The sequence below is a fragment of the Ruegeria sp. CI5 genome (assembly GCF_056536885.1).
Genome location: NZ_JBQFQN010000006.1, coordinates 26,037 through 42,606, shown reverse-complemented (window position 1 = coordinate 42,606; position 16,570 = coordinate 26,037). Strand labels below are relative to the sequence as shown.

The window sequence follows — 16,570 nt, the reverse complement described above, 5'->3', positions numbered from 1 at the left end:
CCTGCGGGGTCTCACTCCATGCTGTCACGGCTGAACAGGTAGATCACACAGCCGATCGTCAGCGTGACGGCAAAGAAGGCGAATATCGCTGTGTAGGGTGCGGTTGGCCCCATGTCCACCGTCGCCGCATGGATGCGGCCGGTGGCGAATTGCGCCAGCCCCACGCCGCCGATCCCGAACAGGTTCAGCAGGGTCACGCCGCGCCCCACCAGATGCGCCGGGATGAAGGCGCGCCCATGCGCCATGATCACCGGGAAGGATGCCCCCAGAAATCCGATCAGCGCCATCAGCAGAACCGACAGCCAGACGGCATCGGCGACCCACAGCCCCAGCAGCCCCAGCGCCAGCACCGCCAGCGCGTTGCCACCGAAGATCACCCATTTGCGGGTGTTCAGCAGCCGGTCCAGCGGCCCATAGGCAAAGGTGCCCGCGATCATCGCGGCGCCCATGACCAGCGTAGCCTGCCCGATCTGGGTGGCGCTCAGCCCGAACACGTCCAGCAGATAGGGACCGGCCCACAGCCCCCGCAGCGCGGCAGAGGGCGCATAGGCCACCAGCATCAGCGGCAAAATCGCCCACAGCGCAGGCTCGCGCAGCAGGTCCAGAACCGACCCTTTCTGCTCGGACACCACCCGCGCGGGGTCTTTGACCGTCACCCAGATGCCCACGGCCACCGCCCCCGAGATCGCGGCCAGCCCCGCCAGCGTCGCGCGCCAGCCCATCAGCTCGACCGCCAGCGCCGTGGGGTACGAGGCCACGAGGTTGCCAACCGACCCCACACCCAGCATCACCGCCGCCAGGGTCGCGAATTTCGCGGGCGGATATTCGCGGGCAAAGATGAAATACGAGGCCATCAGAACCGGCGAACACCCGACCCCGATCAACGCCATCGCCACCGCTACATGCAGGGGCGTCGTGGCCATCGCGAACACCGCAGCCCCACCCGCGCCGCCGATCAGCAGCAGAACCGCCGCCGTCTGCCGCGGGCCAACCCGGTCCAGCGCCCATCCCACCGGGATCTGCATTGCCGCAAAGACCAGAAACCACAAGCCTGAAGCCCAGGCCAGATCCTCGGGCGTGGCACCGATGTCGCGGGCCAGATCGGCGGTCAGAACCGCAAGGAACGCGCGGAAGAACTGGCTGAGGACATAGGCCAGACACAAGATCACCAAACCTGCCTGCATGTCAGTCTCCCTGCCGTCCGCCTCACCGGGATGCTTGGCACGTCCCGATGCCATGCACAAGCGCGTGTGATATGTTGCAGTATCGGGAAATGCCCCTGCACTACGCTATCATTGCGGCAAGCTAACGGGAGGGACAATGAAGACCGCCGATATCGGATTCTATGGCCGCGTACCCATTACGCGCGATTTTCTTGCCCTGTCAGATCCAGAACAATTCACCCCGGTCCCGGATGACTGGATCGTGGGCGTCGCCGATATCGTGGACTCGACCGGCGAAATCGCGCGCGGCCGCTACAAGACGGTGAACATGGTGGGCGCGGCGGTGATCTCAGGCATGATCAACGCGCTGGGCGGGCGGGTTTTTCCCTATGTTTTTGGTGGCGACGGTGCCGGATTTGCCATCCCGAAGGACGATGCCGACATGGCGCGCGACACCTTGGCCGCGCTGCGCAGTTGGGCGGAAACCGAGTTCGGCATCGCGCTACGTGCGGCTTTGGTTCCTGTGTCCGACGTGCGTTCGAAGGGGCACGACTTGCGGGTAGCGCGCTATGCGCCGTCCTCGGGGGTGGATTATGCCATGTTCACCGGTGGCGGACTTGCCTGGGCCGAGGCGCAGATGAAGGCTGGCCGGTACGAGGTTCCGCCCGCCGGGTTCGACGCGCAGCCCGACCTGACGGGACTGTCCTGCCGCTGGTCCAACAGCCCTGCGCGGCATGGGCAGATCGTGTCACTTGTCATCCAGCCCACTGCGCAGGCGACAGAACGCGATTTTGCTGATCTGGCGCAATCAGTTCTGTCCGCCTCCGAGGCTCTGGAGCGCGCGGGCCATCCCGTGCCGGCCGGCGGCCCTCCGATCAAGTGGCCACCTCCGGGGCTTGCACTGGATGCCCATGTCTCGCGCGCTGGGCGCAATCTGGCCGTGCGCAAGGCCGCGCTGCTTGTGCAGAACCTGCTGATCTGGCTGCTGTTCAAATCGGGCAAGCGACTGGGCGACTTCGAGCCGGGCCACTACAAGAACATGGTCAGCCGAAATGCGGATTTCCGCAAATTTGATGACGGGTTGAAGATGACGCTGGATTGCGACGACGAGACCCTGTCGCGCATCGCCCGGACCCTTGAGGATGCGCGCGGACGCGGCAAAATCAGATATGGCATCCATTCCCAGCAAGAGGCGATGATGACCTGCTTCGTGCCCGCCGCCACGCGCGACGATCACGTACATTTCGTCGATGGTGCATCGGGCGGCTATGCGCAGGCCGCCGCCGCAATGCAGGGGTGAGCCGCCCTCAGGAACGCCATTTCGCGGCCAGCCCGCGGGCAGCCTGAGCCAGCAGCATGACGTCGATACCGACCGCCAGGAACTGCGCGCCCATGTCCCGATACGCTTGAACCGCTTCATCATTGGTGCCCAGAATACCCGGCGCCTTGCCTGCCGCCCGGATCCGCTTCAAAGCATCGGCGATGGCGGTGCGCACCTCCGGCACCGTGCTGTCGCCTTTGTAACCCATGTCGGTGGACAGATCGGCCGGGCCGATGAAAACGCCATCCACGCCCTCGACCTGAAGGATGTCGTCCAGCGTGGCCATGCCCGCAAGGTTTTCCACCTGAACCAGCAAACAGATTTCGGGGTCGGCCGTGGCCACGTAATCGGGGATGGTGCCGTACATTGTCGCCCGTGTTGCGGCGGCCCCGACACCCCGCACACCTTTGGGCGGGTACTGGCAGGCCCGAACCAGCTCGCGCGCCTGATCCGCGCTTTCGACCATCGGTACCAGAATGGTCTGGGCGCCGGCGTCCAGCACGGTCTTGATCATCCAGGTCTCGCCGATGGGCAGCCGCACCACCGGGTGCGAGGGGCTGTTGGCCAGCGCAATCAGCTGATCGCGGATCGAACGGATGTCATTCGGCGCATGTTCGCCATCGATCACCAGCCAGTCGAAACCGGCGGTTCCCATGATTTCAGCGGTGATGGCTTCGGCAAAGCTCATCCAGCAGCCGATCTGCATTTCGCCCTGTGTCAGAGCCTGTTTGAACGGGTTTTTGGGGGCGGGCATCAGCGGTCCTCCTGCGGGGGTGTGGGCAAGGTGCGGGCGATTTCGGTGATCACGTCAAAGGCCATCCGGACGTCCTCCTCGGTGGTTTCGAACTGGCCAGCCTGAAAGCGGATGACGATGTCGCCATCGACTCGGGTCTGGGTCAGATAGATGCGCCCGTCATCGTTGATGGCGTTCACCAGCCGCAGATTCAGGTGGTCCAGATCCGCGGCTCCGGGTGGCTCATATCGGAAGGTCCACAGGGACCACATGGGCGGGGTGGCGATCCGGAAATCCGGCTCGGCCGCCAGCCGATCATGCAGGTCGCGCGACCAGTTGACGTGGTTGCGCAGCCGCGCGCGCAAGCCTTCCAGCCCGTAGGCGCGGATCACGAACCACAGTTTCAGCGCCCGGAACCGACGGCCTAGCGGCACCGACCATTCCGAGTAGTTGACGATCCCGTCCTTGCCGTGGGTTTTGAGGAATTCGGGGCTGATCGCCAGCGTCTGTACCAGATCGTCGGGGTCTTTCAGGAAATGCGCGCAGCAGTCGAACTGAACCCCCAGCCATTTGTGCGGGTTGAAAACGATGCTGTCGGCCTGGTCGATCCCCGGCCAATAGAGGCGGTATTCGGGGCAGATCATCGCCGACCCGGCCCAGGCCGCATCCACATGCGTGTACAGCCCGTATTTCTGCGCGATTTTCAGGCACTCATCCACCGGATCGGTCGCGCCGGTCCCGGTACCGCCGACGCACATGATCACCCCTGCGGGGTGAAGTCCGGCGTCCAGATCGGCCCGGATCGCGGCCTCGAGCGCGGCGGGGTCCATCCCGCGCCAATCACCCTTGATCGGGACGCGCACCAGGTTGTCCTGCCCGATCCCGGCCACCCAGATGGCGCGGTCGATTGATGTGTGCACCTCGGACGAGCAATAGACGCGCAAGGGTGTCTGCCCAAACAGGCCCTGACGGTTGCCCTGCCAGTTCAGCGCCTTTTCCCGCATGGTCAGAACGGCGGCCAGCGTGGCCGACGAGGCTGAATCCTGGATCACCCCTGCAAAGCCTTCGGGCAGGTCCAGCGCCTGCCGCAGCCAGTCCATCATCCGGGTTTCCATCTCGGTCGCCGCGGGCGAGGTCTGCCACAGCATGCATTGCGGCGCGATCGCGCTGGCCAAAAACTCGGCCAGCACCGACGGCGCCGAGGCGTTCGAGTTGAAATAGGCGAAGAAGCGCGGGTGCTGCCAATGGGTGATGCCGGGCATCACGATCCGCTCGAAGTCTTGAAAAATCCCTTCTATCGGTTCGCCATGCTCCGGCGCCTTCGCGGGAAGCGCGTTCAGCACCTCGCCGGGCTCGGTCCGGGCGCGCACCGGGTGCTGGCCGACGGTTTGGTGATAATGCTGCGTCCACTCGGAAATGCGTTTGCCCCATTCCGAGAATTCATCCCATCTCATCTGCCTTGCCTTCCGCCTTCGCATCTTTCGCGGGCAAGTGATGGCGATGCAGGCGGGCAGGTCAATCAAATTCCGGACGACGATGGCGCTGTGAGGTGGGACCGTGGCGGCCGTTCGATCCAAACTCAGGCTCTAATAAAGAGAATCGCACCGGCTGTGCGGATCGGAGAACCCCGCCGGAGAAACTAGGGGTCGACTCCGGCGGGGTGGCCAGACGGTGTCTGAAGTTATTTGCCTGGCCCGGGGCCGAAGAATCCCTGTGTTGTAGGGCTCCGGCCCTGAATCGGAGAATGTGAGGTGCCCAAATTGCACCCCGACAGCGCAGCCCAAGCACCCAGGGGGATGAGGCCAGAGCGGCGGTTCTCCGAAACCGTAATTTTTCCTTGGTATTCGTGACGGTGGCACGCTGATGAACAAAGCTTGATTGGCTGGGCGCGCCGACCGCCTGAAAGAAAATCTAGCGCACCTGACCGCGAAACCAAGTCGCAATAAGGTGACGCGGCCAGTGGGCCTGTTGCGCTGCCTTCGAATATCTGCCCGATATTTCCGTTCATGATGCGCGGCCTGTGCGGTTTATTAAACAGGGCGGTCCCAAGTTTCCCTAGAATAAAGACGGATAGTCTGCGCGGATGAAACTGGTTTGCGCCCAGGTCCGCGGCCTTGGCAACTTCGCGCCGAAACGTACAGGCGGGCCGGCAATAATCGGCGTGTTTGCCGGGTTGAACAGCGGAGTGTCTCCTTTAGTCTGCGCGGCAATATGAAGGAAAGGATGCAATATGGCCAAATCTCTGTTTTCCCTGCCGGATGTGGTGCAGATACCAGTAGTTGGAGAGGCCAACACCTATCCGGTGGGGCGCATCTTCTGCGTGGGACGGAACTATGCCGCCCATGCGGCCGAGATGGGAAACGAGGTTGACCGCGAGGCGCCGTTCTATTTCACCAAGTCCCCGCAGAATGCCATTCTGACCGGGCAAACCGTGCCTTACCCGCCGGGCACCGAGAATTATCACCACGAAATGGAACTGGCTCTGGCCATCGGCCGCCCGGTGTTTCAGGCGAAGTCGCAGCAGGCTTGGGATGCCGTGTTCGGATATTGCTGCGCGCTGGACATGACCCGGCGCGATTTGCAGATCCGCGAGCGCAACAAGCAGCGCCCCTGGGATCTGGGCAAGGATGTGGAAAATGGCGCGGTGTTCGCGCCGCTGACCCGCGCCGCCGATTGGGCGCCGACCGATGACATCCGCATCCATCTGAGCGTGAACGGTGAGGTCCGGCAGGACGCCACCCTGTCCGAACTGATCTGGAAGATCGACGAGATCGTCATGCACCTGTCCCGGTTCTATCACCTGCGGCCCGGCGACCTGATCCTGACCGGAACGCCCGCCGGCGTCGGCCCGGTCGAGGCCGGAGACGTGCTGACCGGCGGCATCGACGGGTTGGAGCCCATCCGCCTGACCCTCGGGCCGGCGGAATAGACCCTAAGAAGGGGTTTTCAGCCGCTCAAACAGGCGCGCGCAGCCAGTCTGCGTTAAAGGTAACCCGATCCAGCCCGGCAAAACGGCGCACCCGGTCCAACTCGGCCACGAGCCGCCGGGTACGGGCGTCCGACCATCTGACCCCACGCTCGGGCCACAGGGCGCGGACCCGCAAGATACCTTCGTCGCGATGGGCCTTCATGTCGATCCGTCCAATCAGACGGTCTTTTTCGAGCAGCGGAAAGACGTAGTAACCATAGGTGCGCTTGGCCTCGGGCACGAAGACCTCGATCCGATAGTGGAAGCCGAACAGGCGCTGGGCGCGGTTGCGGTCGCGCAGCATAGGGTCGAACGGGCTGAGCACACGGATCCGCCCCGGGGCGGGGGCAGGGTCGGCAGCCTGGTCCGCCAAGCCGGGCCACGCAAACACGCGGCGCATTCGACCATCAGCGCATTCCACTTCGATTTCCTGCAAATCCCCCCGTGTCAGAGCCTGTTTGCTCCACTCTTTCGCCTCGGCAGCGGTGACCGTGTCCCAAAACGCGGCCAGTTCGCCCGAGGTGGCAAAGCCCAGCCGGTCGAGCGCCGCGTGGCACAGCCAGTCCACCGTCGCCTGGTGGTCGCACTCCATCACGCCGGGGCACAGATGGGTATCGATCACACGCTCGGTCAGGTCGTATTGCTTTTGAAACCCTCGGCGCCCCACCACCGTCAGCGCCCCCGAGCGCCAAAGGTATTCCAACGCCGTTTTCGAGGGGTGCCAATCCCACCAGCCGCCCGAGCCCTTTTTCTCATCCCGCCCCAGATCGGCCGAGCATACCGGGCCATGGTCGCGGATGTGTCGCAGCACGGTTTCGAACTGCTGCTCGAACCCGTCGCGTCGCCAGTTGCGCCAGCGGGCCCGCAGCATCTCGGCGTCGCGCTGGAAGCGCAGGTGCCAATGCGGGTAGAACCCCATCGGGATCACGGCGGCGTCGTGGGTCCAGTGTTCGAACAGGCTGCGGTCGCGCTCGTACAGGCGCTTGAGGTCGTTCGGCCGATAGGATGGGCGGCGCGAGAACAGGATCATGTCATGGGCGCGCGCCACGGTGTTGATGCTGTCGAGCTGCACGAAACCCAGCCGGTGGATCAGATGCAGCAGATCGGGCCCTTTGGCCGGACCTGCGGGCTGTTCCGCCAGCGCATGACGATCCATGAACAACGCACGGGCGGTTCGGTTGTCGAGTTGTTGCAGCTTGCCCCGTTCAGCGCCGCTTGAGCGTGTCGCCATAGCTGATCTTGGGGGTCAAGGTTATGCGTGTTTCGATCTCGGTATTCGGGTCGGCCAGTTGGGCGGCGATGATTTCCGCCGCCTTGCGACCGATTTCAAGCCGGCAGGCGTCCATGGTGGCCAGCTTGCGCGGCAGACCCTGCAGCAGTTCGACGTTGTTGAATCCCGCAAGGCCGATCTGTCCGGGCACGTCGATACCCTGCTCAAGCAGGTACAGCAGCCCGCCCGCGCCGATCATGTCGTTGGAATAATACAGGAAATCCAACTCCGGAGAGCGGTCGAGCATGGCCTTTGTCATCTCGCGCCCCTTGGCCAGGGCCGAGCCGCCGGAATAAAACTCTCGGTCCTCGATCTCGATCCCGTGCTTGCCCAGAACTTCGGTGAAGCCCTCGAACCGTTTACGCGCGCGGTGGTCTAGCGGCATCTTGGTCCCCATGAAGCCGATATGCTGGTACCCGGCCTTAAGGATCGCCTGCGCCATCTCGCGCCCCGCGCGACGATGCGAAATTCCCACCATCGCGTCCACAGGCTTGCCGTCCGTATCCATGATCTCGACCACCGGAATGCCCGCCGAATCCAGCATGGCCCGCGCGGCCTCGGTGTGTTCCAGCCCGGCGATGATCACGCCCGACGGACGCCACGACAGCATCTCGTACAGGACCTTTTCCTCTTTTTCCGGCAGATAATCGGTGACGCCGACCACGGGCTGCAGCTCGGTATCCTCAAGCACCTGGTTGATGCCGGTCAGCACCTCGGGGAAGACCATGTTCGACAGCGACGGGATGATCACCGCCACCAGGTTCACCCGGCTCGAGGCCAGTGCGCCGGCGATCTTGTTGGGCACATATCCCAGCTCTTTCGCGGCGGCCAGAACCCGGGTGCGGGTCGCGTCCGACACATCGCCCCGATTGCGCAGGACCCGGCTGACCGTCATTTCCGACACACCGGACGCTTCTGAGACATCACGGAGGGTAAGCGGGCGTTTCGTTTCTGTTGTCACCGGGGATACCTGCATTGTTGTTTCCCCGATGCTAGCGCGAACAGGGCAATCTGTTCAACTGTTGTGCAAAGGTCATGACAAGCCGAAAAAACCCGGCTACAGAAGGCGCCGCGCGGCCCCGTGGCTCAACTGGATAGAGCAGCCCCCTCCTAAGGGGCAGGTTGCAGGTTCGAATCCTGCCGGGGTCGCCAGCAACTCAGCGCGAGTCGGATTTCGGGTTCGGTTTCACCGCTCAACCGCGATGGCGCGCTTACTTCGTACATGCAGTCCTGGCGATCCTGTTTGCCGTGCATACACTTCTTTTGGTGCAGTCGCCCTGAGAGTTTCTGCCTCTCTCAAATCTGCATTCTGGTGCGGTTTTGGACCAGCCTCGGCTCGTCGTGCATTTGGTATTCCCAGTGCATTGCGCTCCACCGCAGGTTTTCGGCTGCCATTTTCGGTAGGAATCGTATGAGCGCCACCCCTCTGGGCATGCTCCGCCCGCGAACGCACAGGCGGTCTTTCCCTTGATCGTGACTGTTTTTCCTCCCGCGCTATTGCACTCTGCTGCCGTTGGGGCCGCACTTCCGGGAAATGGCGATACCAACACCAAACACAGGCCAACCAAAGATAGTATCTCAAGAACACGCATTGCGTTCTCCTTGCTGCGCGACGGGCAAGTCCAAGCTTACGTGACCGGCAGACAATCCCAAAGGGTCAATCCCGCGGTACCTTCAAGACGATGTATCGCGGGGATCATCTGTTCTTGGAAGCGTCGCAGCAATGGCCCGCGGACTGTCAGTATTCCGCGTTTGACAGCTTGCTAAGGCAATGGCTGATCGGTGCGCCTTTGGGCAGGGCACAATACCCGTCCGACCGCATGTCGGCCGACGGGGAAACACCTCCTCCGATCAAGATCACCAGGAACTCCTCAATCGGGGGCAACAGCGTGTCGGCGTTCTCAATCGTCTCTTCGGTCGAGACTGTCCGGAATGCCTCAAACAGTGGAAGGGTGATTTCGCCTTCTACGCCGTCGGGATGTTCGTCCAGAAACTGGCGCGCGCCCCAGTCGGGGTCTGTGAAGAATCTGTGATAGTAGGTGCGGTCCAACCGATCTTTCTGGATTTCCAGACTTTCCGGGACAACGCCCCCGTCGCGGACGCCCTGATAGATTTCCATGATCTTGCCGTGGACCTCGGGCCATGCGCTGGCTTCGACGGTCGCGCTCAAAGCGACTACGGCCTTGTTTTTGCCCACGACCACAAAGTCCGAACGTGGATCGTAGGATGCACGCATGGACTGGCGGATGACCCGAAACATCTCCGAGCCTTGATTGGCGCCGATGTAGTCAACAAGAAGGTTCGAGCCAAGCTGGTCCTGTGCGTTCGAAAACGCCTTTGCATTGGCAAGCAGGATCAACATTTCGGATGCGTCGGGATCGGCGAGATGCACGATACCTTTGGGCAGGGCAAAGGGCGCCCCGTTCGCGCCGGTCCACCCTTCGGCCCATTTGCTCAGGGCGCGCCCCAGCCGGAACCGCGCGCCCGGCAGCGAATTGATCAATCGGACGGTGCGGCGCGTTACCTCTTCGTCCTCTGATCTGAGGATGACCTGAGCTGGTCGCCCGAACTGAAAGTCGGTTTCAAGGGTTTCTTCGCCCGTAGCGGCAGGGTCGAATTCCAGATAATTGGTAATCTCGTTCAACACATCCGACGGCTGTCTGGTTCTGGTCGAGATGATTGGGCGAAACGCCTCAAGCTCTCGTGCGTACCAGTCTGGTGTGTATCGGGGTTCGAGCAATACGTTCTCGAGGTGCACCAGGACTTCCGGGAAGACGTCGCTTGGCGCCGAGACGGTGAGCGTCAGGTTCTTGCCGCTTCTGCCGATTTTCTGTTCGACACCTTTCAGCTTCAGGAACGAACTGACTTCGTAGGATGAGCGGGTCGAGGTCCCGCCTGTCACCACGCTCACAATGGCGGCGGACATGGCGGCAGTGCGGTCCAGCGTCGGGTGGTCAATCGTCCACACCAGGGTCAGTGCGGACGTGCCGTTCTCGAGCGGGGAGAGCTCGACCAGTTTCGTTTCGCCTGCAGTCGCAATCAGTTCTGCCTGTGCCCGCTCACCCGGCAGCAAGGTAAGCGCCACAAAGAGAACTGTGAGAAGCCCGCCCTTGAAAACGCTCATGTCAGTCAGCTTTCACTGCAAGAACAAAAGACGTCGCCGAGGGCTGCAAGACTTTTTCCGCAAAATCGATAACTTCCTGATCTGTGGTGTTGCTCAGTGTTTCGGCAAAGACCGACGGGCTGATGGGTGGGAATCCATCGGCGGCGACGTTCTGTAGAAACCACAGAAAGGCCGAAGGACGGCGGGCCATGTTCTGAGACCAGACCACCTCCTTTTGACGGAGCTCATGAATTTCGTATTTGCTGATCGGCTCGTCCAGCAAGCCAGCCAAGGTTTCGGTCAGCAGATCATTGGCTTCATCCACGCTGAAGCCAGGCATGAGCTGCAGGTCGATCACCAGTTCAACATCGGCATTCTTCGCAAAATACCAGTTGACGCCATGGTTGAGTATCCGCGTGTCCTCGTGCCGCAGGACCTTGGCGATCCGTTCGTTCAGAATCCCGCTTGCGATGAAGAACGCGCCTTGCATGTCGATGCTCGTGGAGCGGTCTTCGAATTCCACGAATTTTGCAAACAGCACGGTGTCGCGTTGCAGACGATCCGACTGCAGACGCACTACGGACTGTTTCCCCGGATCCGGCTTGTGATCCAACCACGGTTTATTCGGAGCGTCAGACGGTTCGGTGTCGCCAAACACCCGCGCTACCAGTTCTTCGGCCCTGGCTGGATCAATGTTGCCGGAGACGATCAACGTCACGTTGGACGGCACATAGTGTTCTTTGTGAAACTGATAGGCCTTTTCGAGGCTCAGCTTGGGCAGATCCTCGACGGTGTTGTCTGCCCGGCCGCGCAAAGTGCCGTAGAGGTTTTGAAGTGCCATTCGGCTGAGCCAGCGAAACGGATATTGCCGTTCACGCAGCAAGGTTTCCCGCTGGACGATAGCGACTTCGCTCTCTGCAAATTGCCTGGATACGGATGGCGTGTCCAGAACGGCCCGAGAAAGCCGCAACAGCATCTCCGCCTCGGATGGCAGCCCGGAATTCGTGTACACGGTCGCGACATTGTGCGTGGTGGCGTAGATGTCGCGCTCGCGCGGTTTTCTGAGAATGGTGGCGTCGGCCGAGAACGCGGCGAGATGCTCGGTCAGATGGGCTGTGCCGGACGGGTCCGGGTCGTCATACGACCCCGAAAGAACAATCAACTGAACATCCACGCGGTCGAAGTCATTCACGGGAACCACATATGCCGCGTGCAGCCCGCCTTTTTGGGCAAGCGGAATGACGCTCTGTGCCTGGGCGGATCCCGAAAAAACTAAAAAGACGATCGACAAGAAAAATACGGCGGCGCGCATCAAAAACCTTTGAACTATTTGATTTTCGCTGAAACGCCGGTCGGCCGACGCTCAACCATAGGGGTAACGGTTGTGTCAATGCTTGCGGGGCGCGGGGTGTTTTTCAAGCCAAAAAAGGCATTGCAAATCGGGATGTGTTTCTGAGGCTGCGGGCGGGGCTTGCCGGGGCAAACACCTGGATCATGTCAGACCAAGGTCTGTGGTGCGGTTTTCGATTGTGGGTCATAGTCAGGGCCACGATGAGGACGAAAGTTGCTGAGCTGACGATTGGGAATTGGTCGTTGTCGCGAGTTTTTCTTGCGGCAAGCATCCTTGTGATGGGATCTGCAACCGCGATCGTCGGTGTATGGGTTTCAAATCGAATCCAGAACGCGGTTGTGCAGAACTCGGCCAATTCGGCGGCGCTGTATATGGAAAGCATCGTCTCACCTCTCAGCCAGGAACTGGCTTTGGGTGACCGCCTGTCCGAACAGGCGAGGCGGGCGCTGGACGAGATATTCATGACCCAGCCGATGCGTGATCGTATCGTATCATACAAGTTCTGGAAGCAGGGCGGTGTGGTCGTACACGCCTCGGACACAAGCATCATCGGTAACCGTTTCGAGCCGACGGGCGACCTTCAGCGCGCCTGGATCGGCGAAATCTCGGGCTCGTTCGAGGAACTGGATCATGATGAAAGCGCTGCCGAAGCGGCGTTGGGGATACCGCTGCTCGAGGTCTACAGCCCCATTCGTGAGCTGTGGTCCGGTGAAATCATTGCCGTGGCCGAGTTCTATGAAAGAGCCGATCAATTGGAGATGGATCTGGCAAAAGCCAGGCGCACAAGCTGGTTGGTGGTCGGTTCCGCCTTTCTGGCAAGCACGGTTGTCCTGTTTTGCATCGTTGCGATCGGGGACAACACCATCCGGCGGCAGGCGCGGCTATTGAAGAAACGGCTGGCGGAAAGCGAAAGGATGGCGGCGCAGAATGCGATGCTGCGGTCGCGGGTGGTCGAGGCCTCGGGGCGGTATGCCGCGCAGACGGACCGTTTTCTGAAGAAACTCGGCGCCGAACTTCATGACGGCCCGGCGCAGTACCTTTCACTTGCCGCCCTTCGGTTGGAGGCCGCGTTTTCGGACAAATCCCCAAAACCGAAGGAGGCCGAGGAAATCCAGCAGTCGCTGCAGAAGTCCTTGACCGAAATCCGCGCGCTGTCCCGGGGGCTGTCCGCACCCGATATCGACAACCTGACCTTGATTGATGTCGTGAAAAGAGCGGTCGAGGACCACGCGGAGCACAGCCCGTTGCGGCCTGAAATCTCGTTTCATGGCAGTGACATGCCGAATTTGTCGGTGTCTGACAAACTGTGCGTTTTCCGCTTTCTTCAGGAAACACTCTCGAATACCGCGCGATATGCCCCGCAGTCCCGCTGCAGCGTCACCTGCCATGTACGCGACGATTGCATTGTCATTCAGGTCAAGGACGATGGACCCGGCTTTGATCCTTTGGACGGTACTGTTCTGCGCGATGATGGCGGCCAGGGGCTGCTGGGGCTGCGCGATCGGGTCGAAAGCATCGGCGGCAGGTTTCAGGTCTCGTCCAGTCCCGGCCAGGGCACCACCGTCGAAATGACCCTGTTTCCCAACAAAACGAGCTCACCATGACCAAGACACTTGTCATAGCAGATGATCATCCGATTTTCCGGGATGGGCTGCGGCGGACCTTGGATGAAGCAGAAGGGTTCGAAGTTCTCGCGGCCGGATCCAGCGCCGACGAGGCTGTTGCGCTTGTCGCTCAGCACCAGCCCGACGTCGCAATTCTCGATCTCTCGATGCCCGGAGGTGGGATCAACGCGACACGCCGGATCGCCGCAATGAAAAAACCGCCCTGCATCGCGATTCTGACGGTTTCGGAGAACAGCAGCGATGTTGCCGATGCACTCGAGGCCGGAGCGATTGGATACATTGTCAAAGGCGTAACCGCGAGTGAACTGACCGCCTCCCTGCGCAGCATCGCCGCGGGGGAAGGGTTCGTTTCGCCGGGGCTGGCTTCGCGGGTACTGCTTCAGATCAACAACGACGCAAGCCCTGCGAACAGCAGCGATGTCCTGGATGATCTCACGCATCGCGAAGAGGAGATACTCAGGCGCGTGGCCAAGGGTTTGAGCAATCGCGAGATCGCCGTGGAACTGGATCTTCAGGAAAAGACGGTGAAACACTATATGACGGCGATCCTGTCCAAGCTGCACGCGCGGAACCGGGTCGAGGCCGCACTTATCGCGCACGACGCGTGGGGCAAGAAACACAAGCCGCATAGCCTGTAATCGCCGAAACGGCCTCTCTGACCGAGAGACCGTCCGGTAAATTGGCGCTGTTCGTCAGTTCGCGACCGATTGCAGCCTTCGAATATCGGCGGCCGTGGCTGTTCTTTCCACAACAGTTCGATTGAAGGGATCTTTCAGCTCGTAGCGCCCGAACTCGATCTCTTCTTTCCAGCCGTTGGCGTAGTTGACTTCGATGTTGTTGCCCTGGCGTTCGATCTTTGTGGGGCGGCTTCCGGCCGTACCACCTTGACCGGATGCGCTTACATTCTTGATCGAAATGCCGTTCGCCAGAGAACGAAGCCTTGAGATGTCGGCACCTGTGGCTGGCCGCTCCTCAACGGTCCGGTTCTGAGCATTCTTTCTCTCATACCGGCCGTTTTCGATTTCTTCCTTTGTTCCGTCCGCATAGCGAACTTCGATTCCGTTTGCAGTTGTCTCGACCTTGGTTATGCCGGCCGACCCGGTCGGGGCGCTTCCGGATTGCGACGATCCCTTTTTGCTGCCGCTGCGACTTGATCGATCGTCGTCATCGTCGTCGTCATCATCCCGATCATCATCGTCGTCGTCATCCCGATCGTCGTCATCATCGTCCCGATCGTCGTCGTCATCATCGTCGTCCCGACCGCTGCCACCCTTGCCCTTGCCGCTTTTGGCAAACGCGTAAGCGGGCTCAAGCTGCAAGCCGCCCTCGGTGCTGAACTTGGGAGTGTATGGCGCCGCCGAAATCAACGTCGCCAGTGCCACAGTGCTGAGAAGTTGTCCCAGTTTCCGGTTTGCTATCATTTCAGCCTCCTTTGCTGTTCGACAAATGTCTGGTTGTCGTAGGGAGGCTAAGCCGGGTTGGATCAGTCCACATCGGGCTTAGGTCCGACGAATTTCCAACCAAACGTCCGAAAGGGGAAGCGAAAAGGCCCAAGGTGCCAAGATCCCGCCGCCCGGCGAACCGCCATGGCTCATCGGTAGCCGGGAAATGCAGGCGTCGGCTCAGTCTGTTGTGGCGTCGTTGGCCGGTACCGGAACAACCTTGAGATATGCGGCAATCGCCAACCGGTCCTCATCGGACAGACGGGAAGTGTTCTCGATGACCTCGGCCATCTCTCCGCCGGCGCTGTCATAGTCCGGAGTGAAACCGGACTTCAGGTATTCGGCGATGTCGGCTTCGGACCAATCCAGGTGGTTGGTGGTCAGGCCGGGAATGCGCCCTTTTCCGCTGGGATTTGGCGCACCCGCCAGCCATTGATCCCGGCTCAAGCCGCCAAGGCCATCTCTGGGCGTGTGGCACTCGGCGCAATGGCCCAAGGCTTCGACCAGGTAGCGCCCGCGCTGCTGCTGCGCATCGAGATCACCGTCCACCACCCAACCGGGTTCAAGGTAGAGAAGCTTCCAGCCGGCCAAACTTCGCCGGATGTTGAAGGGAAAACCGACCTCATGCGCGATGCTTTCCTGCGAGGCGGCCGGCAGGGTGCCGAGGAATGCGTGCAGCGACACGACATCCTCCGGCGTCATGTTCGTATAGGTCGTGTAAGGGAAGGCCGGGTAATAGTGCTGCCCGGCCGGCCCGGTTCCGTAGATCAGGGCATCCGCCAGTTCCAGCGCCGACCATGTCCCAATCCCGGCTTCTGGGTCGCTGGATATGTTCGGAGCTATGAAGGTACCGAAATCCGTCTCGAACCGGCGTCCGCCCGCCAGCACCAGCTTTTCCTCACCCTCGGAGTTCGGCGCTGAATGGCAGGAGGCGCATCCGGCCGCAAAGAACACGGTCTCGCCCCTGACAAGATCAGGGGCAATACCGTCCAACGCGGCCGGATCGACGTGTTGCGGTCGGGTCAGAACTAGACCGGTCAGCCCGGCCACGAACGCGACGCCCGCGGCAATCGACAGAAGCCGCCGCACCGTCAGGGCCTTGTCAGTTCTTTGGGGCTCTGTATGCCTTGTGACATGCCGAACAGGCTCCACCCAATGGTCCCATCGCTGCTTTCAGCGCTTCGACATCTTGCCCGGCGGCGGCCTGCATCGCAACCGCGGCTTCAGCCATTGCCTGACCCTTGGCGCTGACATCCGGGAAGTTCTCCCAGATCGCCGGAAGCGCCCGAGAAGATGGGTCGGAGACATTGTCGGACCCGGCTGGCCACATGGCCGACTGATCGATCTGCGTCACGGCAACCAGGTTGTTGGCCGCGCGCGTTGCGGCCTCGGCGTTGTATTCCACCTCGCCTTTGGCCATGCCGCCAAGCGTGCCCAGATTGAACGCATACAGCTGCATCACGGCCTTCCGCGCCTTGACGGCCGGGTTTTCGCTTTCCTGGGCTACGGCTGTGCCAATTACGGCCACAGAAATCAAACTCGCCGCAAGGATTGAGAATTTCTTGATCATGGTATCTCTCCCACATGAATGTGC

Annotated in this window: 14 protein-coding genes and 1 tRNA gene; 5 read left to right on the top strand and 10 right to left on the bottom strand. The window is 61.4% G+C overall.

All coding sequences use genetic code 11. The features are described from left to right. Positions 1 to 11: 11 nt before the first annotated feature. Positions 12 to 1,184, bottom strand: coding sequence for an MFS transporter (locus ACR0BA_RS16175; protein WP_480719994.1), 1,173 nt, complete (start codon positions 1,182 to 1,184; stop codon positions 12 to 14). A gap of 136 nt (positions 1,185 to 1,320) precedes the next feature. Here ACR0BA_RS16175 and ACR0BA_RS16170 point away from each other — a divergent pair, with 136 nt between their 5' ends. Continuing rightward, positions 1,321 to 2,463: a DUF3095 domain-containing protein gene (locus tag ACR0BA_RS16170; protein WP_480728959.1), complete on the top strand. Its 1,143-nt coding sequence runs from the start codon at positions 1,321 to 1,323 to the stop codon at positions 2,461 to 2,463. Between the two features lie 7 nt (positions 2,464 to 2,470). On the opposite strand, the gene ACR0BA_RS16165 is transcribed toward ACR0BA_RS16170, so the two are convergent. Together ACR0BA_RS16165 and ACR0BA_RS16160 are read right to left on the bottom strand one after the other, a co-directional pair. Further along, positions 2,471 to 3,238 carry an HpcH/HpaI aldolase family protein gene (locus ACR0BA_RS16165; protein ID WP_480728958.1) on the bottom strand — a complete coding sequence of 256 codons (768 nt, stop codon included), beginning with the start codon at positions 3,236 to 3,238 and terminating at the stop codon, positions 2,471 to 2,473. Continuing rightward, positions 3,238 to 4,671, bottom strand: a complete 1,434-nt coding sequence (locus tag ACR0BA_RS16160; protein ID WP_480728956.1) for a pyridoxal phosphate-dependent decarboxylase family protein — start codon at positions 4,669 to 4,671, stop codon at positions 3,238 to 3,240. The genes ACR0BA_RS16165 and ACR0BA_RS16160 overlap by 1 nt, the downstream gene beginning before the upstream one ends. Before the next feature lie 776 nt (positions 4,672 to 5,447). Here ACR0BA_RS16160 and ACR0BA_RS16155 point away from each other — a divergent pair. Continuing rightward, the gene (locus ACR0BA_RS16155; RefSeq protein ID WP_170600855.1) at positions 5,448 to 6,146 is read left to right on the top strand and encodes a fumarylacetoacetate hydrolase family protein; all 699 of its coding nucleotides are present in this window, start codon (positions 5,448 to 5,450) and stop codon (positions 6,144 to 6,146) included. Positions 6,147 to 6,171: 25 nt separating this feature from the next. Here ACR0BA_RS16155 and ACR0BA_RS16150 read toward each other — a convergent pair whose 3' ends face one another. Then, entirely contained in the window at positions 6,172 to 7,416 is a 1,245-nt protein-coding gene (locus ACR0BA_RS16150) for a winged helix-turn-helix domain-containing protein (protein ID WP_170600857.1), read from the bottom strand. Continuing rightward, positions 7,391 to 8,416 (bottom strand): LacI family DNA-binding transcriptional regulator, encoded by a 1,026-nt coding sequence (locus ACR0BA_RS16145; RefSeq protein WP_170340809.1) that lies wholly within the window; start codon positions 8,414 to 8,416, stop codon positions 7,391 to 7,393. Before ACR0BA_RS16145 ends, ACR0BA_RS16150 begins: the two co-directional genes overlap by 26 nt. Positions 8,417 to 8,530: 114 nt before the next feature. On the opposite strand from ACR0BA_RS16145, the gene ACR0BA_RS16140 reads away from it, so the two are divergent. Then, positions 8,531 to 8,607 (top strand) — tRNA-Arg (locus ACR0BA_RS16140). 586 nt (positions 8,608 to 9,193) lie between these two features. On the opposite strand, the gene ACR0BA_RS16135 is transcribed toward ACR0BA_RS16140, so the two are convergent. Both ACR0BA_RS16135 and ACR0BA_RS16130 read right to left on the bottom strand, forming a co-directional pair. After that, positions 9,194 to 10,579 carry a peptidase M16 family protein gene (locus ACR0BA_RS16135; protein WP_480728954.1) on the bottom strand — a complete coding sequence of 462 codons (1,386 nt, stop codon included), beginning with the start codon at positions 10,577 to 10,579 and terminating at the stop codon, positions 9,194 to 9,196. Between the two features lies 1 nt (position 10,580). Continuing rightward, positions 10,581 to 11,870 (bottom strand): M16 family metallopeptidase, encoded by a 1,290-nt coding sequence (locus ACR0BA_RS16130; RefSeq protein WP_480728952.1) that lies wholly within the window; start codon positions 11,868 to 11,870, stop codon positions 10,581 to 10,583. A 317-nt stretch (positions 11,871 to 12,187) separates the two neighbouring features. Here ACR0BA_RS16130 and ACR0BA_RS16125 point away from each other — a divergent pair, with 317 nt between their 5' ends. Both ACR0BA_RS16125 and ACR0BA_RS16120 read left to right on the top strand, forming a co-directional pair. After that, positions 12,188 to 13,513: a sensor histidine kinase gene (locus tag ACR0BA_RS16125; RefSeq protein ID WP_170340815.1), complete on the top strand. Its 1,326-nt coding sequence runs from the start codon at positions 12,188 to 12,190 to the stop codon at positions 13,511 to 13,513. Beyond that, a complete protein-coding gene (locus tag ACR0BA_RS16120; RefSeq protein WP_480728950.1) occupies positions 13,510 to 14,172 on the top strand; it encodes a response regulator in 663 nt (220 codons plus the stop codon). The genes ACR0BA_RS16125 and ACR0BA_RS16120 overlap by 4 nt, the downstream gene beginning before the upstream one ends. Positions 14,173 to 14,226: 54 nt before the next feature. On the opposite strand, the gene ACR0BA_RS16115 is transcribed toward ACR0BA_RS16120, so the two are convergent. The 3 genes from ACR0BA_RS16115 to ACR0BA_RS16105 form a co-directional block, all read right to left on the bottom strand. Beyond that, positions 14,227 to 14,955, bottom strand: a complete 729-nt coding sequence (locus ACR0BA_RS16115; protein ID WP_217355668.1) for a hypothetical protein — start codon at positions 14,953 to 14,955, stop codon at positions 14,227 to 14,229. 201 nt (positions 14,956 to 15,156) lie between these two features. After that, entirely contained in the window at positions 15,157 to 16,065 is a 909-nt protein-coding gene (locus ACR0BA_RS16110) for a c-type cytochrome (protein WP_480728948.1), read from the bottom strand. Between the two features lie 13 nt (positions 16,066 to 16,078). Then, a complete protein-coding gene (locus tag ACR0BA_RS16105; protein ID WP_170370342.1) occupies positions 16,079 to 16,546 on the bottom strand; it encodes a c-type cytochrome in 468 nt (155 codons plus the stop codon). Positions 16,547 to 16,570 lie beyond the last annotated feature (24 nt).

Excerpts from the sequence above, each read along its gene's own strand:
- ACR0BA_RS16175 (WP_480719994.1), bottom strand. The coding sequence starts at position 1,184 with ATGCAGGCAGGTTTGGTGATCTTGTGTCTGGCCTATGTCCTCAGCCAG.
- ACR0BA_RS16170 (WP_480728959.1), top strand. The coding sequence starts at position 1,321 with ATGAAGACCGCCGATATCGGATTCTATGGCCGCGTACCCATTACGCGC.
- ACR0BA_RS16165 (WP_480728958.1), bottom strand. The coding sequence starts at position 3,238 with ATGCCCGCCCCCAAAAACCCGTTCAAACAGGCTCTGACACAGGGCGAA.
- ACR0BA_RS16160 (WP_480728956.1), bottom strand. The coding sequence starts at position 4,671 with ATGAGATGGGATGAATTCTCGGAATGGGGCAAACGCATTTCCGAGTGG.
- ACR0BA_RS16155 (WP_170600855.1), top strand. The coding sequence starts at position 5,448 with ATGGCCAAATCTCTGTTTTCCCTGCCGGATGTGGTGCAGATACCAGTA.
- ACR0BA_RS16150 (WP_170600857.1), bottom strand. The coding sequence starts at position 7,416 with ATGGCGACACGCTCAAGCGGCGCTGAACGGGGCAAGCTGCAACAACTC.
- ACR0BA_RS16135 (WP_480728954.1), bottom strand. The coding sequence starts at position 10,579 with ATGAGCGTTTTCAAGGGCGGGCTTCTCACAGTTCTCTTTGTGGCGCTT.
- ACR0BA_RS16130 (WP_480728952.1), bottom strand. The coding sequence starts at position 11,870 with ATGCGCGCCGCCGTATTTTTCTTGTCGATCGTCTTTTTAGTTTTTTCG.
- ACR0BA_RS16125 (WP_170340815.1), top strand. The coding sequence starts at position 12,188 with ATGGGATCTGCAACCGCGATCGTCGGTGTATGGGTTTCAAATCGAATC.
- ACR0BA_RS16120 (WP_480728950.1), top strand. The coding sequence starts at position 13,510 with ATGACCAAGACACTTGTCATAGCAGATGATCATCCGATTTTCCGGGAT.
- ACR0BA_RS16115 (WP_217355668.1), bottom strand. The coding sequence starts at position 14,955 with ATGATAGCAAACCGGAAACTGGGACAACTTCTCAGCACTGTGGCACTG.
- ACR0BA_RS16105 (WP_170370342.1), bottom strand. The coding sequence starts at position 16,546 with ATGATCAAGAAATTCTCAATCCTTGCGGCGAGTTTGATTTCTGTGGCC.